Below are 26,465 nucleotides of genomic sequence, written 5' to 3'. Positions count from 1 at the left end.
TTATTCAGTCTGTAAAGCAACTTTATTAAATCCTAAATTTTTTACACTTCTTAAGACTGAAATAACATCGTCATATTTTAAGCTTTTATCAGCGCGTATAAAAACCGGATCTTCGGTATTAAATTGTGTTTTTCTTTGAGCAAGATTGTCAGCAAAACTTATAAAATCGTATTTTTCTTGATTTAAAAAAATTTCTTTTTTTGCATTAATACTAATAATTAAACTCTTAACAGTTGGAGCACTAGTATTTTTTTGACTACCTTGTGGGAGATTAATTTTTTCTTCATAAGTAATGCTTGGAGCTGTTACCATTAAAATCGCAAGCAATACAAGCATAATATCTACTAAAGGTGTGATATTAAGCTCAGGTTTTTCATCATCAAATGGCATTTTTAACCTTATTTACTCGAACTTATAACTTTAATCTCGCTATCAATAATGCTTAAAAGTTCGAAAGCTTTTCTTTTAATGATGAGATGAAATGTATAAGCAGGAATTGCTACTAAAATACCACAACCTGTAGCAACTAAAGCCTCACTGATTTTAGGAGCTATAATACTTAAAGAATTTTGAGTTCCAAGCCCACCAAAAGTTTCAAGTATAGAAATAACTGTCCCAAAAAGACCTATAAAAGGTGAAGTTGAAGCAATAATACTAAGCCAAGTAAGTCCAGCAGAAGCGCGGCGACTTGCTAAATTTTTATAGATTTCTAAATGATTTGAAGTTGTATCATTGCATTTTCTTAAAATCGAATCAGTACGACTTAAATCCTTCTCACCCAAGAGCAAAGTTTCTAAACTTTCTTTTTCTTTATTTCTCCATGTAGCCAAATAAGTCAATCTAGCAAACAAAATACTAAATGCTAAAATAAAATATAAAGAAAGCCATAATAAAACTATATAAGTAATAATACTTGAACTATTGAAAAAATGAAATATAGCTTCAAAATTCATTAATGCATCCTTGCATTATCAAGTTTTGAAAAAGTTGCTGCTAAAGCTGCATTATCAGAACTCATAGATTTAATCAAATCTTTTGCTTGAGCAAGATTTTTTTCAATCTCACTTTCATCACTTCCACAAACCCAAACCGCACCCTTTGCTAACACGCAAATCTTATCTTCATCTACCTTTGCATGTCCAGCATCAATAGCGATTAATTCATGGTTTAAATCAGCTTTTTCAATATCAATTACTCCAGATTTTAAAGAAGAAACCAAAGCAGCATGTCCTTTAAGCACGCCAAATTCTCCTTCACTACCTGGTAAAGTAACAGATTTTACTTCTCCTTGATAGATTACACCCAAAGGCGTAACTATCTCGAAATTAATCAAATCGTTCATAAATTAACCTTTTAATTTATCCGCTTTTGCAATAGCTTCATCTATATTTCCAACCATATAGAAAGCATTTTCTGGTAAATGATCATATTTACCTTCTAAAATTCCCTTAAATCCTGCTATTGTATCTTCAAGGCTTATATATTTTCCTGGGCTACCTGTGAAAACTTCTGCAACGAAAAATGGTTGTGATAAGAATTTTTCAATCTTTCTTGCTCTTTCAACTACAAGTTTATCCTCTTCGCTAAGCTCATCCATACCTAAAATGGCGATGATATCTTGTAAATCTTTGTATTTTTGAAGCACTGATTGAACACCACGAGCAACTTTATAATGTTCTTCTCCAATGATATTTGGGTCAAGCATTCTTGAAGTTGAGTCAAGTGGGTCAACTGCAGGATAAATACCCTTTTCAGCAATAGCTCTATTTAAAACCGTTGTAGCATCTAAGTGAGCAAAAACAGTCGCTGGAGCTGGGTCGGTTAAGTCATCAGCTGGAACGTAAACAGCTTGAACTGAAGTGATTGAGCCTTTTTTAGTTGAAGTAATTCTTTCTTGGAATTTACCCATTTCACTTGCTAAGGTTGGTTGATAACCGACAGCTGATGGAATTCTTCCTAAAAGTGCTGACATTTCAGAACCTGATTGTGAAAATCTAAAGATATTATCAATAAACATAAGCACATCAAGACCCATTTCATCTCTAAAATACTCAGCCATTGTTAAACCTGTTAAAGCAATACGATTTCTTGCCCCTGGTGGTTCATTCATTTGTCCATAACATAGAGCAACTTTGTCTAAAACATTACTTTCTTTCATTTCATTATAAAGGTCATTTCCTTCACGAGTTCTCTCACCCACACCTGCAAATACAGAATAGCCGCTATGCTTAAATGCAACATTGTGAATAAGCTCCATAATAATAACAGTTTTACCAACACCTGCACCACCAAAAAGACCTACTTTACCACCTTTTGCATAAGGAGCAAGTAAATCTACAACTTTAATCCCTGTTTCAAAAATCTCACTTTTTGTGCTTTGATCTTCAAAAGCTGGTGGATCTCTATGAATTGCCCATTTTTTATCAAAAGAAATTTCTTCACCTTCATCGATCAAATCTCCAGTAACATTGAAAATTCTTCCTAAAACTTTCTCACCAACAGGAACACTAATAGGAGCACCTAAAGCCTCAGCTTTTAAGCCCCTTACCAAACCATCTGTCATATCCATAGCAATAGTTCTAACTCTATTATCTCCTAAATGAGCTGCTACTTCTAAAACAAGTTTATGTTTTTTTCCTTCGCTTTCAAAATTTACAACAATTGCTTCATTAATTTGAGGTAAATAGTCGTTAAAATCTACATCAACAACCGGACCTAATACCTGTGAAATAAATCCTTGCATTATTTATCTTCTCCTTAAAATTTACTATTTCATTGATTCAACACCACTGATAATTTCTATAAGCTCAGTGGTAATAGATTCTTGTCTTGCTTTGTTATAAGCTAAATTTAGTTGTTTCACTCTTGCCTTTGCGTTATTAGTTGCATTATCCATAGCTTGCATTCTTGCACTATGCTCTGCTGCCAAAGAATCGATTAATGCATAATACATATTATACTCGAAATATGTTTTCATTAAATCTTCTAAAAGCTCAGTTCCTTCTGGTTCAAGCTCTAAAAGAGAATTATGAGTCTGTTCAATACTCTTTGGTTCAACTGGAATAAGATGATTAATTTTAAGTTCTTGGGTAATCATATTTTTATAACCATTATGAACTAAAATCACTTCATCTGTATTTCCATTTAAAAAATCATCTACAGCAGCATGAATTACTTCACATGCTTTCTCATAATCAGGACTAGAACTAAGATGGAAATATTTCTCTAACAATTCTATTTTTTGAAAATTAAAATATTCAATCCCAGTTTTACCTATAGCTCTAAGACGAATATTAATATTTTTTGCTTCATATTCTTTTAGCATTTCACTTACTGTTTTTAAAGTCTTAATATTAAAACCACCGCATAAGCCTTTATCTGCAGTGATAAATATTAAATCTACGGTTTTAATTTGTTCTTTTTTATGAAACAAAGATAAACGCACATCATCTTCATTGTGAACAATTTTATTGATCTGAAATGAAATTTCACTCAAAATTTCATCGATTTTTTGTGCATAAATTTTTGATCTTTTAGCTGCTTCTTCTGCTTTTTTTAACTTAGCAGTAGAAACTAGCTTCATAGCATTTGTAGTCTTTTGAGTGTTATGAACACTTTTAATTTTTCTTTTAATTTCTTTTAAATTAGACATAAAAGACCTTATAAATGATTTGCTTTAAACTCATTAATGGCTTTAGCTAGTTTTTCTTCCAAATCAGAATCTAAAGCTTTTTTAGAGCGAATTTGCTCAAAAATATCTGGATATTTTGCCTCAATAAAAGGATAAATTCCATCTTCAAATTCCTTAATTCTAGAAACAGGAATATCATCTAAGAAACCTTTGGTTCCTGCAAAAATTAAAACTACTTGTTTTTCAACGCTAAGCGGAGAATAAGGTGGTTGTTTTAAGAGTTCAACCATTCTTTGTCCACGTTCAAGTTGTTTTCTACTTGCCTCATCTAAATCGCTAGCAAATTGTGCAAAAGCTTGAAGCTCTCTATATTGAGCAAGGTCAAGTCTTAATGTGCCTGAAACTTGTTTTGTAGCTTTAATTTGAGCAGCCCCACCTACACGAGATACTGATAAACCAACATTAATTGCAGGACGAATTCCTGAGTTAAATAAATCAGTTTCTAAGAAAATTTGTCCATCTGTAATTGAAATAACATTAGTTGGAATATAAGCAGAAACATCTCCTGCTTGTGTTTCAATTATCGGCAATGCCGTCAAAGAACCAGCACCTAATTCATCATTTAGCTTGCTTGCTCTTTCAAGCAATCTTGAATGAAGGTAAAAAACATCGCCTGGATAAGCTTCACGACCTGGAGGACGACGTAAAATCAAAGACATTTCGCGATAAGCTACAGCATGCTTGCTCAAATCATCATAAACAATTAAAGCATGTTTTGCGTTGTCTCTAAAAAATTCACCCATGGTTACACCAGTATATGGAGCTAAGTACTGTAAAGCCGCAGGATCTGAAGCACCAGCATTTACAACAATAGTATATTCCATAGCACCATGTTCTTCTAGTCTTTTAACCACTTGTGCCACTGTACTTTGCTTTTGACCAATTGCAACATATATACAGATAACTCCTTGACCTCTTTGAGATATAATAGTATCAACAGCAACAGTAGTTTTACCTGTTTGTCTATCGCCTATGATAAGCTCTCTTTGACCACGACCAATTGGCACAAGTGCATCAATAGCTTTAATTCCTGTATGTAAAGGCTCATGAACACTTTTTCTCGCCATAATACCTTTTGCTTTTTCTTCAACAAAACGATATTCATTAGCATTGATCACACCTTTAGCATCAATTGGCTCACCTAAAGCATTTACAACACGGCCAATCAAAGCCTCACCTACTGGAACTTTAAGTAATTTCTTAAGTCTTTTTACAGAAGCACCTTCTTTTAAACCTTCTCCTTTTCCAAGTATAACAATACCTACACTCGACTCTTCAAGGTTTAAGGCCATTCCTTTATCACCATTTTCAAATTCTACCATTTCTCCAGCCATAATATTCTTAAGTCCATATACCTTAGCAACACCATCAGCTACAGAAATAATTTTTCCTGTTTCTTCAATTTCAAGATTTAAATCAAAATTTTCAATTCTTTCTTTGATTATTGAACTGATCTCATCAGCTTTAAATTTCATTTACTTTTTCTCCTTAGATAATTTTCAATATATATTCGTTTAGCTTATTTTGAAGAGCTTTCATAGAAAAAGAAAGTTCATAACCTAATTCTTCTAATTCTATTTTAACACTATCATCTTGACTGATTTTATTATTTAGTTTAATATTTGCATCAAATTTTTTGTTAAGTTTGACTTCAAGATCTTTAAGATTTTCTTGACTTAATTTTTCTTTAGAATATACAATACCAACAAAAATATTTTCTTTAAAAGCTTTTTGTCTTTCAAGTTCTTTAACTATTTGAGGAATGCATTCTAATCTTGAATTTTCAATCAAAAGTCTTAAAAAATTTTGAAAACTAGAATTTTTAATATCAAAAAAAGAATCAAGAAATTCCATTTTTCTTTCTTTTTTAATCTCATTAGATTCTATAATATTTTTAAATTTTGGCAAAACAAAAGCAGAATTTAAAATACACAAATTCTGATAAAAATCATTTATATCAGCTCTTGAAGCTATCGCTTTTGCATATCTTCTTGCAATTATATTTTCCATATTTAAGATACCTTCTTCATCATAAGTTCTATTATTTCACTCTGTTTTAATGTCATATTTGGATCAGAAAAAATTTCATTTAAAGTATTTGATACTAATTCTTTTTCCATTTTTCTAAATTCATAATCTTTTTGTTCCTCAAAATGTTTTTGAAGTAAATCTAACTCATCTTGAGTCTCTTTCTTAATATTTTGAACTAAAATTTCAGCTTCTTTTTTTGCTGTGATTAAAGCGGCAGCAGCACTTGCTTTAGCTTCTTCAAGTTTTTTCATCGTGTCTAATTTCTTAGCTTTACTTTCTAAAAGTTTTTTTTGAATTTCATCAAGTTTAGAAGAAATTTTTACAATACGGTTTTTGTAAAAATTTTTAAATGGAGTCGCAACAAAATAATACAGTATAGCCACAAAAATTAGAAAATTAATAGTCCTTGGAATAATATCATATTCTCCACTACCGTTTGATGCACCAAAAGCATACAAAGGTAGCAAAAATATAATAAAGAATAACTTACTCATTTCTCTCCTCTTAAATTTTCTTTATGTTATTTTGCAAAGCTTGCTTAAGCTCAGGTAAATGTATGTTTAAATGTTCTTGCAACTCTTTTTTTTGAACGGCTAAATCTGCATAAAAACTGGCCATTTTTCTTTCTAATTCTTCTTTCTTGCTTCTAAGAATTTGCTCTGCCTCTTCTTTAGCAGCAGCTATAGCACTTTGTTTAATTTTTTGAATTTCTTCTCTAGTGTTAATATGAATAGCTTCTAATTCATCATTCACACCTAAAACTTCTTGAGAATTTTCTTTTACTTTATTCTCATCATTTTTTATAGAATCATTTCTTTCATCCATAAATTTTAAAAGCGGCTTATACAGCATACTATTTAAAATAACTATCATAGCTAAAAAAATAGCCATAGTAGCAAGCATTATGGAAGGATGCATATCTTCAAACATAATTCTCCTTGGTTAGAATTTTCGAAGGACTATTTTACCATAAAAAAGCTAAGATTTTGGTTAAAGCTTTTCAAGCATTTTGATTAATTTTTTAATTTTATCAATATTTTCTAAATGAATTACAAAATCATTATTTTTATTTTTGCAGTCAAATCCAAAGCGATTTAGTATTTGTTTTAATTTTTTTATTTCATCTTCAAATTCTTGATTAGGTAAGCTTTCATTATTTTTTATTTTTTTAACTATTTTTTCAGTATCTCTAACATTAAGTTTTTGACCTATTATGCTATCAACCAACATTTTTTCATCTTTTTGATCTAAACCAACCAAAACTTTAGCATGACCCTGAGAAATTTTTCCAGAAGCAATCAACTCTTGAGTTCTAATATCTAAATTCAGAAGTCTTAAAGTATTTGTTATTTGAGTACGAGACTTATGAATAAGTTCTGCTAAATTCTCTTGAGTAATTTTATGAACTTGCATTAAATCCTTATAAGAATTAGCAAGCTCAATAGGGTTTAAATTCTCTCTTTGTATATTTTCAATAAGAGCCAATTCTCTAAGCTTATTCTCATCAATATCAGCAATAAAAGCTAGAATTTCTTTTTTTCCTAATGCTTTCACTGCTCTTAAGCGACGTTCTCCAGCAATTAAAATAAATTTATTATTTTTTTTAAATACAATAATAGGCTGAATAAGTCCAAATTCTTTGATAGAATTAGCAAGCTCATCTAAAGCTTCTTGATCAAAATTCTTTCTTGGCTGAAATGGATTGGGTGAAATTTGATCAATTTCTATCATAGTGCTTTGATTTTTATCAAAACCCAATTCTTTACTATAAACAGTATCCATATCACTGATTAAACTACTTAAACCCCTATCTTTATTTAACCCCATTATAATTATCCTAATATAGAATACGCCAAATTTTGATAAGCAACAGAACCTGGCGATTTAATATCATAAAGAATTATAGGCTTTCCAAAACTTGGACTTTCTGCAAGTTTTACATTGCGAGGGATCACAATAAAGTCATCTTCGTTTCCATTAATAGTAAAAAGTTGTTTTTTAAAATTTTGTTTCAAATCATCTACAACATCTTTAGAAAGATTATTTTGAGAGCTATACATTGTCGGTAAAAATCCACGAACCCTGAGTTTAGAATTAATAGTTTTTTTGATAATTTTAATTGTATTTAAAACCATAGCTACACCCTCAAGCGCATAAAATTCACACTGTATAGGGATAATTACACTATCGCTTGCTGCAAAAGCATTTATAGTAATACTTCCAAGAGCAGGTGGAGAATCAATAATAATAAAATCATACTCATCAATCACTTCTTGAATTTGATTTTTAAGAAGCATTTTTTTCTCATTATTTTCACCTTTAGCAAGCTCTTGTTCTATACCTACAAGACCTATATTTGAAGGAGCTAAATGAAGTTGTGGTAATTCTGTTTTTAAAATAATATCTGAAAGCTTTTTTCTTCCTATAAAAACATGGTAAATATTATACTCATAATTATTACGATTAAAACCAAGTCCTGTAGTCGCATTAGCTTGCGGATCAACATCAATCAAAAGTACTTTTTTTTCAGCCACAGCTAAAGAAGCGGCTAAATTTACTGCTGTTGTAGTCTTTCCTACCCCACCTTTTTGGTTTGCTATTGTAATAATTTCGCTCATCTTAAACTATACACCCTTTTATCACCTAGTAAAATTGAACCATCTTCATACAAAAAAGAATTTTCAAGTGAAAAAACTTTACCTTCATGATGGACGCTAAATTTTCTTGATTTTTCAAATTCTAACATATACTTGCTAAAAATATTCTTCCATAAAATTTTTTTTTCTACTTTTTGCAAAAACTCACTCACTAAATCTTTAAGCGAAATTTCTATATCACATAAAGCTGTATTTTGGGGTGCAAATTTAAGATTTAAACCCATACCGCCTATGATAAAATTTGAAATTTTAGCACTTATAACTCCTCCAGCTTTTTTATCATCTAAATATAAATCATTAGGCCATTTAAGCCAAATTTTAGAACCTTTTTCTTGTAAAAGTTCTTTAAGTAAATAAGCAAAATAAATACTTACAGAAGCCAAAGGCAAATCTTTTGGCAAATCTTCTTCTTTAATACAAAAAGAAAGATGTAAATTTCCTTTGGAGCTTTGCCAAGAATTTTCCCTACTTCCAACTCCATTTGTTTGTTCTAAAGCATAAATAGCAAAATTTCCATCAATCTTTCCATTGCGTATTTGCTCGCATAAAAAAAGATGAGTTGAGTCTATACTTTCAACACAAACTATCTTCACTTTTAAGCCTTTTTCCATTTAAATAAGTCCTACCATCAAGAGCTTTTTTTCCACTTTCTTGAAGTTTTTTAATACGCAAAACTCCTTGTTTGCAAGCAAGCAAAAAACTTTCTTTTTCTAATTCTAAAATTTCACCCATCCTAGCATTTTGTTTTAATTCATCCACAAGTTCAAGTTCTAAGAATTTAAGTCCATTTTCCAAGAAAACTCCAGGCCAAGGGGTAAAAGCTAGATATTTTTGATAAAGTTCTCTTGCATTTTGCAAATTTATAAGCCCATCTTCTTTTTTGATTTTTCTACAAAGTGTTGCTAGACTTTCCTCTTGTTTTTTAGGGGTGATTTTATCGAAATTTAAAAGAGTAGAGAGGATGAGCTTAGCGGCCAAATCTGCTAAAAGTTCAAAAACTTCACTTGAATTTTTATCTTTTATATCACATTCTAAGCTTTCAAGTATAGCACCTGTGTCAAGCCCTTCTTCCATGAGCATGGTGCAAACTCCACTTTTTTCATCTTTGCTTAAAATCGCACTTTGGATCGGACTGGCACCACGGTATTTTGGAAGTAAAGAAGCATGCAAATTCACACAAGGTGCTAAATCCAAAATGGCTTTAGGTAAAATTTTTCCATAGGCAGCAACCACGATAAAATCAGGATTTAAATCCTTAATCTCTCTTATAATATTTTCATCTTTTAAAGAACTTGGAGTAAAAATAGGAATACTAGGATAATTTTGACTTAAAAAAGCCTTAGTATCACTTGGAGTTAAAATTTGCTTTCTACCTACAGCTTTATCAGGCTGAGTAAAAAGTGCTACGAGTTTAAAATTTTCATTTTCTACTAGTGCTTTTAAAATACAAGTTGCGTAAGATGGAGTACCCATAAAAATAATTTTTTTCATTTTTTCGCTTTGTGTGAAATTAAAAGTTTTAATTATAACTTATTTGATTTTAAAAGAGAATTTAATAAATTAATCACTCAAACAAAGTTCCACCTATTTGTTTATCTTCTAATAAAAATGTCTTTGTCACACTTAAATCAAAGCCACTTGCTAAAAACATTTTTTTATTGTGTTCAAGTAAAAATTTAGCTGCCTTAAGTTTGGTTACTATACCACCCGTTCCGTGCTCACTACCTGTTTTTATGGTTGCTTGTAGCCATTCTTCTTTAATATGAGTGATTTTTTCTAAACGCTTTGCATCACTAAATTCACTAGGATTTTTATCATAAAATCCATCAATATCGCTTAAAATCACAAGCAAATCCGCATCAAAAAAATGCGTAGCATAAGCACTTAAGCTGTCATTATCACCAAAGACAATTTCTTCTATAGCTGTAGCGTCATTTTCATTGATAATAGGTAAAATTCCTAAATTTATCATCATATCGATAGCATTTTTTGCGTGTTTGGTAGCTTTTCTAGAGTCAAAATCCTTACCTGTAAGTAAAATTTGTCCACCTAGTTTATTAAATTTGGCTAAAAGCTCATTATAAACACTGATTAAAAAAGGTTGTCCAATAGCGGCTAAAACTTGTTTATTGATGAGATTTTTTCTATCGATATCTAGTTTGGTGTGTCCTGCTGAAATAGCCGCTGAAGTTACTAAAATCACTTCATATTTTTCCATGAGTTTAGCTAAAAATGCGACTAAATTTTTAAGACGCTCAAAACTTAAAGTGTTTTCTTCGCTAATCACATGAGAACCCACTTTAACAACTATTCTTTTCATGCTTATTCCTTAAAAAATTTTTATAATTTTAGCCAAAATTTCATATAAACTAGTTATTTTTTGAAAAAATAGGGAGTGTTTGAAATTTTTAATATAAAACACTTCCTAGATTGTTAAAATTTTTATTTGTTATTTCTTAAAGTTTTAATTTCTTCTAAAAGCATGAATTTAAGTTCTTTAAGTCCTGTTTTTTCAAGGCTTGAAACTTTGATTAAAAAGCTTTGTGGGTTATTTATTTCTTTGAGATAATTTTCTAACTCATTAATGTTTAAAGTAATTTGCTCGGCAAATTCTTCTCCTAAATTAACACTATCACTTTTTGAAATCATGATACCAAATTTACGCCCAAAAAGTTCACTGGAAAATTTTTCAAGTTCTTTTCTTAGTACTATAAATTGTTCTTTTAAAGGCATTTCTCTCATAGGATCTAGCACGAAAAGTAAAAAGCTCGTTCTTTCTATGTGCTTTAAAAAGGCAAGTCCTAAGCCTTTACCCCCACTTGCTCCTTCGATAATCCCTGGAATATCAGCCATAACAAAGGAATTATACTCATCTACATCTACGAGTCCAAGTTTTGGAGTAAGGGTGGTAAATTCATAATTTGCAATTTCAGGTTTTGCATTTGAAACAACGCTTATAAGAGTAGATTTTCCCACATTTGGAAAGCCTACAAGCCCTACATCGGCAATAAGTTTAAGCTCAAGTCTGACTAAGCGACTTTCTCCTTTTATACCAGGTTGTGCGTAATCAGGACGTTGATTGGTAGCATGTTTAAAATGAGTGTTGCCAAGCCCACCTTTTCCACCTTTTAAAAAAAGCTCTCTTTGTCCTTCTTTGGTAAGATCGAGTAAAATTTCATTGGTTTGTGCATCAATAACTTGCGTTCCTTCAGGCACTATGAGTTCTAAATTTTCACCCTTTTTGCCATCTTTATTGCGTCCCATTCCACCAGCACCATTTTGTGCGCGTAATTCTCTTTTGCCTTTGAAATTTACAAGAGTGTGGGTATTATTATCACATACGAAAATAATATCGCCACCATTTCCACCATCTCCTCCATCAGGGCCACCAAGTGGAACATGTTTTTCACGGCGAAAACTTACAGCACCTTTACCACCATCGCCTGAAGCTAAAGTAATTTTAACACTATCAATAAACATTTAAATTGCCTTTGACTTTAAATTTATAAAGCTAAATTTGAGTAAATAAAAGAAGTTAAATTTATAAATTTAAAGTTTTCAAGACGCTAAAAAAGCGTCCTAAAAACTTATGCAGGATATACAGAAACTTTTTTTCTATCTTTATCTTTTCTTTCGAATTTTACAAAACCATCAATCAAAGCAAAGATAGTATGATCTTTTCCCATACCTACATTGTTACCTGCATGAGTTGCAGTTCCTCTTTGGCGGATGATGATATTTCCAGCTCTAACAAACTCGCCACCAAATTTTTTAACACCTAAACGACGACCTATAGAATCGCGGTTATTTTGAGTTGAACCTTGACCTTTCTTGTGTGCCATTCTTTACTCCTTAAGCTTTGATATCTTTTACTACAACGCGAGTAAATTGTCTTCTAAAACCGCGTTTGAGTTTAGAATCTTTTCTGCGTCTTTTTTTGTAAATCACAACTTTTTTATCTTTTCCGTGATTGATCACTTCCAAAACAACTTTTGCACCTGCTACGAAAGGCGCACCTACCTTTAATTCTTTATCATTGATAGCAAGAACTTCGCTTACTTCAATACTTGCTTTGTTTTCAGCTTCAAAGTGATCTAGTTTTAGCTCATCGCCAACACTTACTTTGTATTGCTTTCCGCTGTGTTTGATAATAGCATACATTGCTTTTCCTTATAAATTGGTAGTACCATAAAGCACCGCGATAACGGATTTAAAAGCTTTAGTGGTTTAATAAAATTTCGATTTTACAAAATTTTTCTTTAATTTTTGATGAATTTAAGAAAGGATTTAGAGTTTGAGAAAAATCAAACTCTAAAAATTTAAAATCCCAGATTTACTCCGCCACCTTCTTCGGTTTGATAATTTGCATCACGACCTATAGTGTAGCCATTTCCACTATTACTACCAATTAAAGGTCTACAAATATCGCCCACTTTTACACTACCTTCTGTGATTTTTGCATAAGAAAGTTTAGGGCTTGTGCGAGTGATTTCAATACTTCCTGTTTTGCTTTCTACTCTTCCTATATTTTCTTTTGTATAAGTATCTTTTATAGCCTTGCCAAGAGCAAAACATTCATAAACATCACCTTGATTTAAGCTTTGAGAAAATACTACTTCATTGTTTTCAACGCTTGCAACTTTCAAAGGATAAATTGCATTTAAAATATCTCCTGCAATACGATTTGCAATTTGTTTGAGTGCAGCTTCATTGGCACTAAGACTATTGTCTTTAAGATTGACTTTCATACTTAAAGTATTAGAAAATTTAATTTGTCTTGTAGCAAATAAAAGCACACGATAATCTACGATAACTTCAATTTCAGTTTTGCTTTTTTCTGTTAAATTGCTTGTTTTTTGTTTACCTTCAAGTCCTGAAATAGAAAACAATAAAATATAATCTGTTGCTAACACATTTTTAAGTTTATAAACTTCATCGCTAGCTGCGTCGCCACTTTTGATTAAAGCTTTTTCCATTTCATAATAGCCACTAGAATCACGGTCTAAAACATTAAATTTACGACTTTGCAATAAATCAGAAATGATTTTTTGTTGCAAAGCTGAGCCTATACCTCTTTTTGCAGCATCTGGAGTAGAATCAAAAACAGTAATACTTCTTCTATTATCTGCGCTTAAACCTGGAGCTTGATACTTTTTTGTTGTTGTGGTTTTAAAAATCGTTACATTGGCTGTATATTTACCATTTGCATCTTGTTCAACACTATTGATTTCATAAGTATCAGCTCTACCTTTGGTGGCTTTTGAAATTTGCTCGCTGTAATTATCTTGTATATTTGAACCTGAATTATCAGTTGAAACGCTAGTGTTAGATTTCTTAAGAGAATTGATGCTTACTCCACTCATTTTTCCTATAGCTTCTATAATGGCATTGTTTATCGCATCTTCCCTAGTCAAGCCTGTGCCTTCGCCTGTGCTTGATTTTGTTGAAGTTGTAGTCACAACTTTAGCATTAAGACTTAGGCTTAAAAATAATCCTAAAAAAAGAATTTTAATTATTTTCATCTTTTGTCCTTAAAAATCATCTAAGCTGTTTACCATTTGAGATTTTCTGTCCCCGATCGAAGAAGATTTTTTAATAGTATTCGTGTTGGTATTTTGCTGTTGTTTTATTGGAGATACAGCTTGTGTTGTATTGACATAATTTGTATAAGAATATACGCGTACAGCACCAACATATTCTTGTCCATTTTCATCAGTATAGCTCCATCTTTTTACAGTGCGAATACCTCTAATATTGCCCTTGGTGGAGGTGCTTATTGTTTTCATGGATTTATCAACAATCTCACTTATTATATCTTCAGTAATTTCTTTTGCACCATCATTTATATTTGTGGATTGTTTTATGTTTTGTTTTAAAACATCTCCGATTTGAGACTCATCTCTTAAATTAATTTGAGTAGTTACAAATTCTCTGATAGCTACATCAGCTTGAATTGAGGCTTGTTCTTGTGCTCTACTTTCTAGACGATCTAAAATTCTAGAATCAGTTGAATTTTTACCATAACCCCAAATTCCATAACTAATTATCATAGGCTGTCCTTTTTCATCATAAACCATACGAATTCCATATTCGCTTATGAAACCTTTTTCTGTTTTTGGTAAAAACTCTTTAAGGGCTTTTCCGCCTCCTTTTATACTAGGTGCACGATTTTTTTGAATATCATCAGCAAACATTCTAGTTTTATCAGACATTACAGCAATAACTCCTATTCTATAATTACCACGTTTTGTTGTCGTTACAAAAGTTTGAACTGGAACTAAACCACTCATTGCTCCATAAGCTTGTACCAAAGTTTTGGTTAAAAATTCATCTTTAAAAAGTTCTTTTTTTCTTTCTTCACTCAAGCCTTGGACATTAATACCTAAATCTTGCAAAGCTTTATCAAGTTTTGCACCCGCAAGTTGGGTAACTTTATCCATAATTTGCGAAAGTGTGCCACCTTTTGGCAAATCTTCAAATTCTCTTGCATTGCTTGAATCATCGCTTAAATATTTTGTAATTCTTTGGTTTGCCAATCTTCCAAAAGCATCCTTAATAAACTCTGCTTGAATATTTAACATAGCTTTTTGAAAGGCTATGCTCCCACCTCGTGCTAAATCAGATTTATCTGTTATATCTGCATAACCATTGTAAAAAGTTTTTCCCTCTATGGTTTCGCCATAAGTAATACCATTTGCTTCTGAAAATTCATCAAAATATTCTTTGACATCTTTGTTTTGAATTGTTTTTTCTTCTTTAATAGTTGAAATTTCATTTTGCGCTTTAATATCTTCTTGTGTAATCTCCACAGGCTGGGAACCTTGTGCATAAAGTAAACTTGCCATAACTAAAGAGCCGATAAATAATATTTTTTTCATTTCATATCCTTTTAAAAATCATAAAAAAAAGCTCAAGCTAAACACTTGAGCTAAAAATTTTATTCATAAATTAATTTTTATTTTACCAAGTAACTGATTTACTAGAACCGGTTTTATCGATAGTTTGTTCATCTTCCCAATAAACTAAACCTGATGTTAAATCAGTAAGTCTTAGTAAGAAAAAGTATTCTACTTGAGTTTTACCATTGCTAAGTTTTACATTATCTTGTCTAATTTTACCCGCAAGAGAAAAATCAGGCGATACCAATGTCCCTTTTTTTGCTATGGTTTTTTGATTAAACTCATCATTATCTCTTAATTCTCTTACATCTTCACTCATGCTATCAAGTGCTCCGCCTGCAGCAACTGCTGAAGTTAGAACAAATTTACCTGATTTTCTTAATGCAGAAGTGATTTTTGCGGTAAGTTTTTCAGTATCGATTCTTTGCGGGGTATCATTCACAACCCTACCAATAGCAATAACCTTTCTTGTACCTGGTTTAATATTTGCAAAAGCAGGATCGCTTAACATACTATTTATCATAGTTTCAGCTGCACTTTCAAAATCTTGTCTATCAAGACCCAAGGTTAAAGCATCCCCTTTTTTCACCTGACTTGCCTTTCCATCTGTATAAGCTGTTTGCGCACAACCACTAAAAAGCAAAACTCCAATAAGAGCTGTTCCTAAAATTTTTGTTTTTTTCATGATTTATCCTTCCTAAAATGAGATTAATTTTTTGCTTTAATTTCTAATCTAAAATCCTTCGCTCTTATATCAGATGCAAGTTTACGAAGAATCACCTCTTGTCCTGCTGGAATTCTAAGGGCTTGATAGTCCTCATTTAAAACATCTCTTAGCACAAAACCATCTTTATCTAACCAATCCACTTTATAAATTACATCTTTAGCAAAAGTACTGCGTAAAATCACTTCAAATTCTAAATAACCATTGCTATTTATACGCTTTTGAAATTGTTTTACTAAACTTTTTGGTAAATTTGAACCTAAAATTACAGTATTTTGATTTGATACTATTTGATAACTTGGTGTACAAGCACCAAGTAAAAACATTAAAATAAATAAAATAATTTTTTTCATCTTTTAGCCTTATTTTTCCATGATAGCAACACTTGCAGGTAAATACGGAGCAAAAGAACGCACTATCACAAGAGCATTTTTATTTTTATCCAATGATTTTTGAAACAAAATATTGCCTTGTGGATCTTTGATTTCTAAATTTCCGTCGTTTTCTATTGTTGCTATGGCAATACTTTTTGGTAAACCTCTCCAAGAACGCACATCAGCTTTGTTGGTTGCAGCAGTTGCTACTGCTGTTGCAAGACTTAGCCATCCACCCGTAGAGTCATTATTTGCAACAGCTACATTTAAAGTGGTTTTAATTATAGTTTGAGCTAAGGCTTTAGCAATCATTGCAGGCATATTTATTTTAAATTCAGTAGCGACAATATTGTCTAAATCTACAAAATCATTTGTATTTTGACCATTTATATTTAAATTTGCAAAAGAAGCTTCCCTTTTTTTCAAGGTTTGTAAAGCAATATTTGTGCTAATAATTTTTTTATCCACTATAAAAGGTAAGGTTAAAGCAAATTCATCCTTAACTACACCAAATCCATTTTCATAAACTACAAAAACATATTTTTTAGCTTTTTTGACTTTTATTTTTGTGGCATATTCTTTAAAAATTTTAGCCTCTTTTTTGATAGTTTTATTTTTTGGATAAATAATAGCTACTTCTCTAAATAAATCTGCAGCTTTTCTATAATCTTTATCCATAAAGAAAAATATTGAAGCAAGATAAGTCGCATAAGGATTTATGAAATTTTTTGTTGTATCAAATTCTTTAAATAAGTTGTCATATTGCTCTTCTATAACTTTTGAATTTTCATTCATATTTTTATCATAATTTTTATCTTCTTTTGCCTTATCTAAATCAGCACGATTTTTTTCAATTTCTTTAGCAAAATATTCTTTTGCCTTATCTTGACGCATTAAAGCACGATTAAACTCAACTCTTGCATTTTCATAATCATCTTCTTCCATATAGTTTAGAGCTTTATATATATTAACCATAATTCTTTCATATAAAGAACCATCATAATCAACTATAGTATCATTAATCAAGGTTGTACCAACAAATTTAGCTGCTTTAGAGCCTACATTTTCTAAATCCACATCATATTTATAAGATTCTTCCGCAGCATCAAAAAATACATTACTTTTGTTAAAATCACCACAATTTCTAGCAATCAAACCTGCATTTAATCCTGTATAAATGGCATCATCATTTTTTTTAATTTTTTCTAAATTTTGATTGAAAAAATCATCACCACAATATTTTTGTGTTAAAGCATTTTCAAATGTTGTATTTTGTTTAACTTGATTAACACAAGCTGTTAAAAAAAGGCAAACAATACCTGAAAAAATCAACCCAACTTTTATCTTCATTAAATTCCTTTCTTAAAGAAAATTAAAAATGAATATTATAGCGTAGTATATACTTAAAAACTAATGAAAAAATTTTAACCCTAGGAGAGAAAAACCTAGGGTTTGATTTAAATAAGCATAGGAGCTAATACAAAGCCTAATGCTACAGCAATTGCAATAGCTAAAACTCCTGGTATAAAGAAAGAGTGATTAAATATAAATTTACCAATTCTAGTCGTTCCTGTATCATCCATTTGCACAGCACCAAGTAAGGTTGGATAAGTTGGAAGCACAAAAAGTGCCGAAACTGCTGCAAAACAAGCTACAAGCATATAAGAATCATGCGGATTTGCTGCTGAAATTCCTAAAGCAGTGATAATTACAGGTACAATGGCCTTTGCGGTTGCTGCTTGAGAATATAAAAGCATACTTGCAAAGAAAAATGCAACTGCTAACATAGCAGGGGTTTGTTTAACCCAGTCGCCTGCTACTTCTTTAATAGAAGCTTCGTGTCCTGCAACAAAAGTATTTCCAAGCCATGCTACACCAAAAACGCAAACACAAGCAGTCATACCACTTTTAAATACACTGGTATCAAGAATTTTACCTGGTTCAACTTTACAAAGCCAAGTGATCAAAGTTGCTGCAGTAAGTAAAAAGCTCATAATAGCTGCATCTCTTGGAACCACAACAGGATCAATCCATTTAATATTGCTTGAAATTGCGGTTGCATAAAGCACAACTGCCAAAACAGTGATCAAGAAAATTCCTACTGAAAGTTTAGCACCTGGTTTATCTTCACCATGTAAAATAGCTCCTGCATCTTTAACAAGTCCTGCTTTTAAGCGTTCTTGATAAACGCTATCTTTGCTTAAATCCATAGGAGTGATTAAACTCACTATAAAAGCTGTAAGCATACAAGCTATAAAAGTTGTACTGATCCAAATTCCAATTAAAGTTGGATAATTCCATCCAAGTGGCTCTAAAACGCCGCTCATATAAACCACAGCTGCACTCACAGGAGAAGCAGTGATTCCAATTTGCGAAGAAACAACCATTAATGAAAGTGGAACACTAGGTTTTATATTTTGAGATTTTGCAACATCAACTACAACAGGCATTAAAGAAAATACTGCATTTCCTGTTCCTGCTAAGATTGTAAGCAACCACCCACAAGCTGGAGCTAAATAATTTATAAATTTAGGGCTTGATCTTAAAATTTTTTCTGTCACCCTTACCATATAATCAAGTCCACCAGCTTGTTGCATAGCAGAAATTGCTGCAATAGCTGCAGCAATAATTAAAATAACATCCCAAGGAATATTACCAGGTTTCATACCTAAAACAAGTCCTAGTATAACTACACCTAATCCTCCAGCATAACCTATAGCAATACCGCCTAGGCGAATACCGATAAAAATCGCCCCAAGAAGGACGATTACTTGCAAAATTATCATTATATCCATATTAAAATCCTAAAATGCTATTTTTTAGCTTCCATGTGAGGATTTAGCATATTTGATGGAGTTAAAATTTCATCAATTTGTTCTTTACTTAAAAGCCCTCTTTCAAGCGCAATATCAGCCACTCTTTTTCCAGTGTTCATTGCCTCTTTAGCTATAGAAGCTGAATTTTCATAACCAATATAAGGATTTAAAGCTGTTACTATACCTACTGAATTATAGACGAAGTCTGAACAAATTTTTTCATTTGCAGTAATACCATCTATACATTTATCAGCTAAAGTATACATTGCTTTTTCTAGCATTACAATAGAATTAAATAAGCTATACGCTGCAACTGGTTCAAAAACATTAAGTTGTAATTGTCCACCCTCACAAGCAAAAGTTACAGTTACATCTGCTCCAATAACAAAATAACAAACTTGATTAACTACTTCAGGAATAACAGGATTTACCTTACCTGGCATGATAGAACTACCTGGTTGCATTTTTGGAAGATTAATCTCATTAAGACCACATTTTGGACCACTGCTTAAAAGTCTTAAGTCATTACATACTTTAGAAAGTTTTGTTGCAACACGTTTTAAAACACCTGAAATTTGTACATAAGCTCCCGTATCTTGAGTCGCCTCGATCAAATCCTCAGCCACAGTATATTCAAAACCTGTCACTTCTCTTATTTTTCTTTCTACAACCTTCGGATAATCAGGATGAGAATTAATTCCCGTTCCAATAGCAGTTCCACCCAAATTGATCTCTAAAATTAATTTTCTAGCTTCTAATACTCTTTGTATATCTTCGCCTATCATTACAGCAAAAGTTTTAAATTCACGACCTAAAGTCATAGGTACAGCATCTTGCAGTTGGGTTCTACCCATTTTAAGAACATCTTTAAATTCTTCAGCTTTTCTCTCATAAGCTTTTTTTAGATGTTCCATAGCTTTTGCCAAATCACTTAAATAATCATGCAAGGCAAGGTGTAAAGCTGTAGGATAAGCATCATTAGTACTTTGACTTAAATTAACATGATCATTTGGATGAAGATATTGGTATTCACCTTTTTTATGACCCATAAGTTCAAGTCCTATGTTCGCTATAACTTCATTAGCATTCATATTTGTACTTGTTCCAGCACCTCCTTGGATCATATCTACTACAAATTGATCATAATACCCGCCTTCTAAAATTTTATCGCACGCTTTAATAATCGCATCTTGGATATTTTTATCTAAAAGACCTAATTCATGATTTGCCATAGCTGCAGCTTTTTTTACTCTAGCCAAAGCTCTAACAAAGCGAGGAAAATCTTTTAATCTATCATGAGAAATATCAAAATTTTCAACAGCTCTAAAAGTTTGCACTCCATAATAAACCTCATCAGAGATTTCTAATTCCCCAATAAAATCATGTTCTTTTCTTGTTCCCATTTTGAACCTTTCATAAAAGTATTTTAATTTAAAATCAAAAATTTTTGATTTAAATCATAAAATAATGATATTGCATTTTTAGTTAATAATTGGTTAATAATAAAACTACTTTCAAATACAATAAATTAAGTATTTTTATATCCTATTATGTCTTTATATTTAATTTTTATTAATATAAAAAATTTTATTTACTTCAAAAAAAATTAATATATTTTTGCAAGCTTTTTTGTTAGAATAAAATTTTTAATAATTTAAATAATTAGGGATAATATGGAAGAAATTACAATAAACATAGATAAGATTAAAATAAATGATGACTGGAAAGAATTTTTAAGAGACGAATTTCAAAAAAAATATTTTCTAGAAATCAAAAAACAATACCTAAATGCGATTAATCAAAATATAATTATTTATCCACCTGCAAATTTAATCTTTAATGCTTTTAATTTATGTCCTTTAAAAGAAATTAAAATTATTATCCTAGGACAAGATCCTTATCATCAACCAAATCAAGCAATGGGGCTTAGTTTTTCGGTTCCAAAAAATGTAAAAATCCCACCAAGTCTTAATAATGTTTTTAAAGAATTGCAAAATGATTTAAACATCACCCCAGCAAAAAGCGGAGATTTAAGCTCTTGGGCAAAACAAGGAGTTTTGCTCTTAAATTCTATTCTTAGCGTTGAAGCAAATAAAGCAGCTAGCCATAGTTCGTGGGGTTGGCAAGAATTTAGTGATGCTATAATACATAAATTAAGCAATGAAAAATCAGGGCTTGTTTTTATGCTTTGGGGAAATTACGCAAAAAGCAAGGAGATTTTGATTGATAATACTAAGCATTTGATTTTAAAAGCAGCCCACCCAAGCCCTTTAGCTAGAACAGGATTTTTAGGTTGTAAGCATTTTTCAAAGGCTAATGAATTTTTAAAAAAAGTTGGTAAAATTCCTATAGATTGGAAAATAGTTTAAAAAATTATTTTAAATTTTAATAAAAATATTAAAATATATTTATTTATTTAAAAATAAATCATATTTCTATGAAATATATTGTAATAAAATAACTCAAAAATTAATTCTTAAGGAGAAAAATGAAAACCATTGGTATTATAGGCGGAATGAGTTTTGAAAGCACTATTACTTATTATAAAACAATAAATCAAGCTATAAATGATAAATTAAAATCTTTAAATTCTGCAAAAATTTTACTTTACAGTGTTAATTTTGAAGAAATAGAAAATTTACAAAGCCAAGATAAATGGCAAGAAGCTGCACAAATTTTGACTCAATGTGCTAAAAAATTAGAACTTGCAGGGGCTAGTTTTATAATAATTGCAACTAATACTATGCATAAGGTTTTTGATGAAATTCAACAAAACATAAATATCCCTATTTTGCATATTGCAAAAAGCTCTGCTAAGGCTTTAAAACAGGAAAACATACAAAAAATTGGTTTATTGGGTACTAAATACACAATGACTCAGGATTTTTATAAAAAAATGCTGATTGAAGAAAATATTAGCGTTATTACTCCTAGTGATGAAGATATAAAAATCGTTAATGATATTATTTTTAATGAGCTTTGCAAAGGTGAAATCAAGCAAGATTCTAAAGAAAAATATTTAAATATTATAAATAAACTACAAGAAAAAGGGGCAAAGGGAGTGCTTTTAGCTTGCACTGAAATTGGTTTATTAATATCCAAAAATGATACAAATATTAAAATTTTTGACACAAGCCTTATTCACGCCCTTGATGCTGCTAATGAAGCTTTAAAAGATTAATTTTTCTTTTTTGATATAGGGCAAACTCCTAGCGGGCAAGCTTGTTTGCCTGTTAAAACCCTAATAGGACAAACTTTAAATATACCCGTAAGCAATGGGATAAGTCCTATTAATGCAAAAAATGATGAATAATAAATTCCCGCAGCAAAAATAAGTAATGCTATAATAATTCTTAAACTTCTTTCTAAATTTGACATTTTTCTTCCTTTGTTTTAAATTGTAAAAGAAGTATAATAAAAATAAAAATTTATTTCAGTGATAAAGTCACTTAAGAAATTTTAGGAGTTTTTATGGATAAAAAAGAAATTATTAGCAATTTTTTTAAAGATTATAACTTAAATCAAGAAGATTTAAATTTAATAATACAACAAGCGTATTTTAAAAAGCTTCCTAAAGATGTAAATGTCTTAGCAGATGAATGTTTGGGCTTTGTGATTGTTTTAAGTGGAAATTTTAGAGCCTTTATTATGTCAAATACGGCTAAAGAGATTACTATTTTTGAATTAAATAAAGATGATGCTTGTATGATGTGCCAAGATTGTGTTTTTGAAAAAATTGCTTATAATATTTTTATTCAAAGCACCCAAGAATGTGAAATTTTAATAATACCAAAAGAGCTTTTTACTATGTTAAAAGATAAGTATCCTAAAATTTATGATTATGTCTTAAAGCTTATGGCTATGCGTTTTAACGCTTTAGTAAATATTTTAGAACAAGCCCTTTTTACTCCGCTTAGTGTAAGATTAAATGAGTTTTTAAAAGCAAAGGCTAAAAATAAAATAATTAGCCTTTCGCATGAAGAAATTGCTTTACATTTGGGCAGTTCAAGAGAGGTTATCTCAAGAATTATTAAAACGATGCAAAAAGAAGGTTTTATTCAACAAAATCGTAAAGAAATTATAATTTTAAAAGATTTATGATTAAAAGATGCCCAAAAATGGGCAAATTGCAATATTTTGAAAAGATTTATACTTATATCGGTTTAAATCTTATCTTGCTTTATAGTTTGCTATCTTTTTCTAATTGATTGATATTTAGCATTATAAATTTATAGCTTAGATAAATTACTAAAGGCCAAGCCAATAAAAACAAAGCATGTAACATTTTTTCTCCTTAATATGCGTGATCATCGTTTGCGATTTCTTCGCGTGTGATTTTTACTTTATCCATTGCATTCCAAACATAGATAATATAAGCTAAAACAAAAGGTACAAGTAAAGATACATAAGCCATGACGCTTAGAGTATAATAGCTTGAACTTGCATTTTTTAAAGTTAAAGAACTTTGTAAATCATTTAAAGATGGGTAAAAAGCACTTTGACCTAAACCAATGCTTGATAATAAAGCAAAAACCGTTAAAACCGTTCCAAGTCCTAGGGTAAAAATAGCTTTAGAGCAACCTTTTGCTCCTTGAACCATACCTAAAAGCACTAAAATCACACCGATAGCAAGCAAGATAGCAAAAATCATTTGATTTAAGAAATTATATAAATACAAATTCGCACTCATGCTTACAACTCCATTGGCATCTACGCTAAAACCATCTTTTAAAAAAATCCACGCTAAAAAACCTAAGAAAAAAGGTAAAAATAAAATACTATTGATCATAAGTTTTTTCATAGCTCTTATTTTGATATTCTCATCATTGATATTGTTCATAAAATACGCTGCGCCTAAAAGTCTTGCTAAAAATACTAAAGCTAAGCCTAAGAGATAATTAAAAGGATTGAGTAAAAGTTCTAAGCCGTGCAAAGGGTTTTGCCAAGAAACAAAATTATGCTCATTTAAGATAAATTCAGAACCGCTAAAAAAGCTACTTACTGCAACTCCGATTAAAAATACACCTAAATAACCATTGATTTTAAGAAAAATTTCATAGGTTTTAGAGCCATAAACATTATTTTCTTTTTTACGATACTCATAAGCCACAGCTTGTAAAATAAAACAAAATAAAATACAAAGCCAAGCCCAATAAGCTCCGCCAAAACTTGTACTATAAAAAAGTGGAAAAGCTGCAAAAGCTGCTCCGCCAAAAAGCACGAGAGTTGTAAAACCAAGCTCCCATTTACGCCCTAAAGAATTGACTAGCATGGTTTTTTCAAGCTCATCCTTGCTAAGCTCATCGATTAAAGTCTGTCCACCTTGGACAAAAAACATAAAAACTAAAAGTCCGCCGAGCAAACTTAAAATCAACCACCAATAAATTTGCAAACCTTCAAGTTCTAAACCAAAAAACATTATTTTTCTCCTTTGCCCATAAGTGGAGTATGTCCTGCATGTGCATCAAAACCTTTTTTAATCTGAGTAAGTATGATTTTAACTTCTGCAATCAATAAAGCTGTAAAAAGTACTGCAAAAATCCAAAATGAAATTTGAACGTTGATTTTTCCAAGTTGCGTTGCTGCGATATGTACAGGGAGTAAGTCTTGAATTGCCCAAGGTTGTCTGCCTACTTCAGCAACAATCCAGCCTGCTTCAGCGGCGATATAACCCAATGGAATGGATAACAAACACACCCAAAGTACTTTTCTAAATTTCTCAATATCATTTGCCATAGTAAGATAAAGTGTAACGATGAAAAGTAAAAAGAAAAAACTTCCTAAAGCAACCATGATATGAAAGCTATAAAAAGTTAAAGCCACAGGCGGAATAGTATCACTTGGTTTTTCTAAATATCCATAACCAAAATCTTTAAAATGAGTTTCTAAAATGGATTTGTGATTTGCCATAGCTATTGTATCATTGTTTTCTTTAGCAAGTTTATAGTCTTTTAGAGCTTGTATAGCGATTTTTCCTCTATCGATACGATTTTGCATAGGTTCTATACCTTTGCTTTCATTTCCATAGATCAAATCTTCAATTCCTGGAACAAAAGAATTTGGATCACGGTTTCCTAATATAGAAAGAGCGTAAGGTATAGTAATGTCAAATAAAAACACACTTTCGTTATTATCTATGGTTTTTTTAGGATTTAAAATTCCAAAAGGCACAAGCCCTGCACGATGTTCACCTTGATAAACCCCTTCCATAGCTGCAAGTTTCATAGGTTGAGTTTGAGTTACACGATAAGCACTTTCATCTCCACTGAAAAATAAAAAGATTGAACAAACCAAACCAAAACTAGCTCCTACAACTAAGCTTTTTTTAGCCTCGATAATATGGCGTCCCTTTAACATAAACCAAGCTGAAATTCCCATTACAAATAAAGCTGAAATCACATAACCACTGCCTATGGTATGTAAAAATTTTGAAATAGCTACAGGAGAAAGCGCTACTTCAAAAAAGTTTTGCATTTCATTTCTTGCTGTATCAGGGTTAAAGCTCATTCCTACAGGATATTGCATCCAACCATTTGCCACTAAAATCCAAAAAGCAGAAAGATTGCTTCCTATAGCCACACACCAAGTTGAAAGTAAGTGAAAACCCTTACTTACTTTATCCCAGCCAAAAAACATAACTGCAAAAAAAGTAGCCTCTAAGAAAAATGCCATAATACCTTCAACCGCCAAAGGTGCACCAAAAATATCGCCCACAAACCAGCTATAATTTGCCCAGTTTGTTCCAAATTCAAATTCCATTATAATACCTGTAGCTACACCGATAGCAAAATTTATGGCAAATAATGAAAGCCAAAATTTGGTGATTTTTTTCCATCTTTCATTTTTAGTTTTCACATAGATGGTTTCCATGATAGCAATCATAAAAGACAAGCCTAAGGTTAAAGGCACAAACAAAAAATGATAAAGTGCAGTTAAGGCAAACTGCGCTCTTGACCAATCAACGCTACTAAGTTCGTTCATTTATTTTCCTTCGAGTGTAAGATTTTTGAGTACAAAAGTGCTTTTTTCTTTGTCGCTTTTAAAAATAGAATTAAAATTTACATCAAAAACAAAAAGTTTTAAAATCACAAACATAACAAAAAGTTTGATAAAGATAATTTTCCAAAGGGTCTTTCCAAGAGTTAAATTTTTAAAACCTTCTTTGTAAAAATTAAAAATTTGAGAGATGCTAAAATATAAGTGTTTAAGATACATGATAATTCTACCTTTAAAAACAACAAAATAAAACATTTTTAAAAAGCGGAAAATTATA

The 26,465-nt window shown here is 30.9% G+C and carries 31 protein-coding genes; 3 read left to right on the top strand and 28 right to left on the bottom strand.

Annotated elements, in window-relative coordinates:
- The 24 genes from ELQ10_RS07895 to aspA all read right to left on the bottom strand — a co-directional run bounded on the left by ELQ10_RS07895 (position 1) and on the right by aspA (position 20,595).
- Positions 1-390 carry an ExbD/TolR family protein gene (locus ELQ10_RS07895; RefSeq protein WP_002922850.1) on the bottom strand — a complete coding sequence of 130 codons (390 nt, stop codon included), beginning with the start codon at positions 388-390 and terminating at the stop codon, positions 1-3.
- 8 nt (positions 391-398) lie between these two features.
- Positions 399-953 (bottom strand): MotA/TolQ/ExbB proton channel family protein, encoded by a 555-nt coding sequence (locus tag ELQ10_RS07890; protein ID WP_002854361.1) that lies wholly within the window; start codon positions 951-953, stop codon positions 399-401.
- Positions 953-1,342 carry an ATP synthase F1 subunit epsilon gene (gene atpC, locus ELQ10_RS07885; RefSeq protein WP_002851752.1) on the bottom strand — a complete coding sequence of 130 codons (390 nt, stop codon included), beginning with the start codon at positions 1,340-1,342 and terminating at the stop codon, positions 953-955. The genes ELQ10_RS07890 and atpC overlap by 1 nt, the downstream gene beginning before the upstream one ends.
- Positions 1,343-1,345: 3 nt before the next feature.
- The gene (atpD, locus tag ELQ10_RS07880; protein ID WP_002852005.1) at positions 1,346-2,743 is read right to left on the bottom strand and encodes a F0F1 ATP synthase subunit beta; all 1,398 of its coding nucleotides are present in this window, start codon (positions 2,741-2,743) and stop codon (positions 1,346-1,348) included.
- A gap of 24 nt (positions 2,744-2,767) precedes the next feature.
- The gene (gene atpG, locus ELQ10_RS07875) at positions 2,768-3,652 is read right to left on the bottom strand and encodes an ATP synthase F1 subunit gamma (RefSeq protein WP_002860587.1); all 885 of its coding nucleotides are present in this window, start codon (positions 3,650-3,652) and stop codon (positions 2,768-2,770) included.
- A gap of 8 nt (positions 3,653-3,660) precedes the next feature.
- Positions 3,661-5,166 (bottom strand): F0F1 ATP synthase subunit alpha, encoded by a 1,506-nt coding sequence (atpA, locus tag ELQ10_RS07870; RefSeq protein ID WP_134250428.1) that lies wholly within the window; start codon positions 5,164-5,166, stop codon positions 3,661-3,663.
- 13 nt (positions 5,167-5,179) lie between these two features.
- On the bottom strand, positions 5,180-5,701 hold the full coding sequence (locus ELQ10_RS07865) for a F0F1 ATP synthase subunit delta (RefSeq protein ID WP_002851861.1): 522 nt from the start codon (positions 5,699-5,701) through the stop codon (positions 5,180-5,182).
- A 2-nt stretch (positions 5,702-5,703) separates the two neighbouring features.
- Positions 5,704-6,216 carry a F0F1 ATP synthase subunit B gene (locus ELQ10_RS07860; RefSeq protein WP_002851681.1) on the bottom strand — a complete coding sequence of 171 codons (513 nt, stop codon included), beginning with the start codon at positions 6,214-6,216 and terminating at the stop codon, positions 5,704-5,706.
- Positions 6,217-6,226: 10 nt separating this feature from the next.
- Positions 6,227-6,652 (bottom strand): FoF1 ATP synthase subunit B', encoded by a 426-nt coding sequence (locus ELQ10_RS07855; RefSeq protein WP_002857723.1) that lies wholly within the window; start codon positions 6,650-6,652, stop codon positions 6,227-6,229.
- Positions 6,653-6,712: 60 nt separating this feature from the next.
- Entirely contained in the window at positions 6,713-7,549 is an 837-nt protein-coding gene (locus ELQ10_RS07850) for a ParB/RepB/Spo0J family partition protein (RefSeq protein WP_002851919.1), read from the bottom strand.
- A gap of 5 nt (positions 7,550-7,554) precedes the next feature.
- Positions 7,555-8,340, bottom strand: coding sequence for an AAA family ATPase (locus ELQ10_RS07845; RefSeq protein ID WP_002851697.1), 786 nt, complete (start codon positions 8,338-8,340; stop codon positions 7,555-7,557).
- Positions 8,337-8,990 carry a biotin--[acetyl-CoA-carboxylase] ligase gene (locus ELQ10_RS07840; RefSeq protein ID WP_002892566.1) on the bottom strand — a complete coding sequence of 218 codons (654 nt, stop codon included), beginning with the start codon at positions 8,988-8,990 and terminating at the stop codon, positions 8,337-8,339. The genes ELQ10_RS07845 and ELQ10_RS07840 overlap by 4 nt, the downstream gene beginning before the upstream one ends.
- Positions 8,953-9,870: a methionyl-tRNA formyltransferase gene (gene fmt, locus ELQ10_RS07835; protein WP_133401947.1), complete on the bottom strand. Its 918-nt coding sequence runs from the start codon at positions 9,868-9,870 to the stop codon at positions 8,953-8,955. Before fmt ends, ELQ10_RS07840 begins: the two co-directional genes overlap by 38 nt.
- 73 nt (positions 9,871-9,943) lie before the next feature.
- Entirely contained in the window at positions 9,944-10,699 is a 756-nt protein-coding gene (proB, locus tag ELQ10_RS07830; RefSeq protein WP_133401946.1) for a glutamate 5-kinase, read from the bottom strand.
- A 122-nt stretch (positions 10,700-10,821) separates the two neighbouring features.
- Entirely contained in the window at positions 10,822-11,859 is a 1,038-nt protein-coding gene (gene obgE / locus ELQ10_RS07825; RefSeq protein WP_133401945.1) for a GTPase ObgE, read from the bottom strand.
- Positions 11,860-11,966: 107 nt separating this feature from the next.
- Positions 11,967-12,221 (bottom strand): 50S ribosomal protein L27, encoded by a 255-nt coding sequence (rpmA, locus tag ELQ10_RS07820; protein WP_002800974.1) that lies wholly within the window; start codon positions 12,219-12,221, stop codon positions 11,967-11,969.
- Between the two features lie 10 nt (positions 12,222-12,231).
- Positions 12,232-12,540 (bottom strand): 50S ribosomal protein L21, encoded by a 309-nt coding sequence (gene rplU / locus ELQ10_RS07815; protein ID WP_134250427.1) that lies wholly within the window; start codon positions 12,538-12,540, stop codon positions 12,232-12,234.
- Between the two features lie 158 nt (positions 12,541-12,698).
- Positions 12,699-13,901 (bottom strand): CsgG/HfaB family protein, encoded by a 1,203-nt coding sequence (locus ELQ10_RS07810; RefSeq protein ID WP_133401944.1) that lies wholly within the window; start codon positions 13,899-13,901, stop codon positions 12,699-12,701.
- Between the two features lie 9 nt (positions 13,902-13,910).
- Entirely contained in the window at positions 13,911-15,257 is a 1,347-nt protein-coding gene (locus ELQ10_RS07805) for a DUF6844 domain-containing protein (protein ID WP_002860929.1), read from the bottom strand.
- Positions 15,258-15,339: 82 nt separating this feature from the next.
- A complete protein-coding gene (lpoB, locus tag ELQ10_RS07800; RefSeq protein ID WP_044779847.1) occupies positions 15,340-15,963 on the bottom strand; it encodes a penicillin-binding protein activator LpoB in 624 nt (207 codons plus the stop codon).
- Between the two features lie 23 nt (positions 15,964-15,986).
- The gene (locus tag ELQ10_RS07795; RefSeq protein WP_133401943.1) at positions 15,987-16,355 is read right to left on the bottom strand and encodes a YcfL family protein; all 369 of its coding nucleotides are present in this window, start codon (positions 16,353-16,355) and stop codon (positions 15,987-15,989) included.
- 9 nt (positions 16,356-16,364) lie between these two features.
- Positions 16,365-17,726 carry a COG3014 family protein gene (locus ELQ10_RS07790; protein WP_134250426.1) on the bottom strand — a complete coding sequence of 454 codons (1,362 nt, stop codon included), beginning with the start codon at positions 17,724-17,726 and terminating at the stop codon, positions 16,365-16,367.
- Positions 17,727-17,833: 107 nt separating this feature from the next.
- Entirely contained in the window at positions 17,834-19,171 is a 1,338-nt protein-coding gene (locus ELQ10_RS07785; RefSeq protein ID WP_002857725.1) for an anaerobic C4-dicarboxylate transporter, read from the bottom strand.
- 17 nt (positions 19,172-19,188) lie between these two features.
- Positions 19,189-20,595: an aspartate ammonia-lyase gene (gene aspA, locus ELQ10_RS07780; protein ID WP_002854440.1), complete on the bottom strand. Its 1,407-nt coding sequence runs from the start codon at positions 20,593-20,595 to the stop codon at positions 19,189-19,191.
- A 270-nt stretch (positions 20,596-20,865) separates the two neighbouring features.
- Between aspA and ung the strand changes: the two genes are divergently transcribed.
- Positions 20,866-21,561, top strand: a complete 696-nt coding sequence (ung, locus tag ELQ10_RS07775; protein WP_070305014.1) for a uracil-DNA glycosylase — start codon at positions 20,866-20,868, stop codon at positions 21,559-21,561.
- Positions 21,562-21,680: 119 nt separating this feature from the next.
- Complete coding sequence (locus ELQ10_RS07770) at positions 21,681-22,373, top strand: aspartate/glutamate racemase family protein (protein ID WP_133401941.1); 693 nt, start codon at positions 21,681-21,683, stop codon at positions 22,371-22,373.
- Here ELQ10_RS07770 and ELQ10_RS07765 read toward each other — a convergent pair.
- On the bottom strand, positions 22,370-22,570 hold the full coding sequence (locus ELQ10_RS07765; protein WP_133401940.1) for a DUF2892 domain-containing protein: 201 nt from the start codon (positions 22,568-22,570) through the stop codon (positions 22,370-22,372). The genes ELQ10_RS07770 and ELQ10_RS07765 overlap by 4 nt on opposite strands.
- Positions 22,571-22,663: 93 nt before the next feature.
- Between ELQ10_RS07765 and ELQ10_RS07760 the strand changes: the two genes are divergently transcribed.
- Entirely contained in the window at positions 22,664-23,293 is a 630-nt protein-coding gene (locus ELQ10_RS07760) for a Crp/Fnr family transcriptional regulator (RefSeq protein ID WP_133401939.1), read from the top strand.
- A 193-nt stretch (positions 23,294-23,486) separates the two neighbouring features.
- On the opposite strand, the gene cydB is transcribed toward ELQ10_RS07760, so the two are convergent.
- The 3 genes from cydB to ELQ10_RS07745 are packed head-to-tail and all read right to left on the bottom strand — an operon-like array spanning position 23,487 to position 26,407.
- A complete protein-coding gene (gene cydB / locus ELQ10_RS07755) occupies positions 23,487-24,611 on the bottom strand; it encodes a cytochrome d ubiquinol oxidase subunit II (RefSeq protein WP_002865974.1) in 1,125 nt (374 codons plus the stop codon).
- Positions 24,611-26,173, bottom strand: a complete 1,563-nt coding sequence (locus tag ELQ10_RS07750) for a cytochrome ubiquinol oxidase subunit I (RefSeq protein WP_133401937.1) — start codon at positions 26,171-26,173, stop codon at positions 24,611-24,613. Before ELQ10_RS07750 ends, cydB begins: the two co-directional genes overlap by 1 nt.
- Positions 26,174-26,407 carry a DUF4492 domain-containing protein gene (locus tag ELQ10_RS07745; RefSeq protein ID WP_002851632.1) on the bottom strand — a complete coding sequence of 78 codons (234 nt, stop codon included), beginning with the start codon at positions 26,405-26,407 and terminating at the stop codon, positions 26,174-26,176.
- Positions 26,408-26,465 lie beyond the last annotated feature (58 nt).

The sequence above is a fragment of the Campylobacter sp. US42a genome (assembly GCF_004379055.1).
Lineage (GTDB): Bacteria > Campylobacterota > Campylobacteria > Campylobacterales > Campylobacteraceae > Campylobacter_D > Campylobacter_D jejuni.
Note: the sequence above shows the minus strand (reverse complement) of the source record. Positions and strands in the feature narration are given on the sequence as shown.